This is a genomic window from Candidatus Hydrogenedentota bacterium (genome assembly GCA_035416745.1).
Classification (GTDB): domain Bacteria; phylum Hydrogenedentota; class Hydrogenedentia; order Hydrogenedentales; family SLHB01; genus UBA2224.
The window spans coordinates 1-1,066 of record DAOLNV010000082.1 but is presented as its reverse complement, the minus strand read 5'-3'; the positions used below and the strand labels follow the sequence as shown (position 1 = coordinate 1,066).

At 55.6% G+C, this 1,066-nt stretch carries 1 protein-coding gene; it reads left to right on the top strand.

The genetic code is table 11. The features are described from left to right. Positions 1 to 505, top strand: a 505-nt coding sequence (locus tag PLJ71_18630) for a PEP-CTERM sorting domain-containing protein (GenBank protein ID HQM50709.1), incomplete at its 5' end; no start/stop codon positions are given. Between the last annotated feature and the right edge of the window lie 561 nt (positions 506 to 1,066).

Below are 1,066 nucleotides of genomic sequence, written 5' to 3'. Positions count from 1 at the left end.
GTTGGTTAACGGGGCGCAGGTTATTCAGAATGGCGCGCCCTTCGTACAGCCCGCCGGGTACGAACTCTTGCCGGACGTGGGAACCGAATTCGCTTTTCTCGGGGACCTCTCTGGCTCGGCCTTCCGTGGTGCTCAATATGGTATAGAGGCCAGCGGGTTAGGCTACTTCGGGCCGGGTGACCGTTTTGACACATCGAAACCCGACGATGTCCTTTCCCCGCCAGCGTCGCCGGATGGCGCCAACTTTGGGTTGGCGTCTGCGATTTCGGGCACTGCGAATTCGAAGGTCACGGGCGTGCCCGTTATTGTTGGTGGCTCAGTTCAGTTTGTGTTCGGCTACGAGGGCTCTTTGAGCCTCAGCGACATCTCGAACGTGAACTTCCAGTACGGAACCAGCACGTCCGATCCAAATCTCATTGTCCCCGAACCTTCCACGATTGCGTTGATGGGTATCGGGATTGCCGGATTGGCGGCAGCGCGGCGTGTTCGCAAGAACCGCGCATAATTCGCGAGCACAAGAGAGTCAACGGACTTAGACTGTGACTGTGAGCGGCGCTTCTCAAAGGGAGAGGCGCCGCCAATTTTTCATTATCCGTTCGTCTTCACGGGCCCTGATTGCCGTTGAGCGTGCAGGTGATGTTTTCCAGCGGCCTGGGGGGCATGTCGACACACCGAGGAAGCCCCATCATCCCGGCCAGGATCCAAGTCCCCACATCCCGTCTGTGCCCCAGCCATCGCGCCAAAACATTACCGCGGTTAGTCAGTCTTGACTAATATATGAGCACAATTAATTATCAGCCGTGACAAACTCCTCGTGCCCACACCCAAAGGCAGCAGAAGGCCGTCTGCTGTGGGCCTTCGTAATCCCTTGTCAGAGTCTGCTAGTTTTGACATTTGCCCTCGACTGAGCTGTGTTTGGGTCTTAGATGGCGGAGTCATTGCAAGTAATTGTTGGGGGAAAACTTAAGGCCTTTTCAAGGAGGAATGACCAGACCGGATAACCGTGAGCGGTATCTTAGTAGCGCTAGTTGCCTAGAACATCGTGTTTCTTGGCACGAATTGTGCT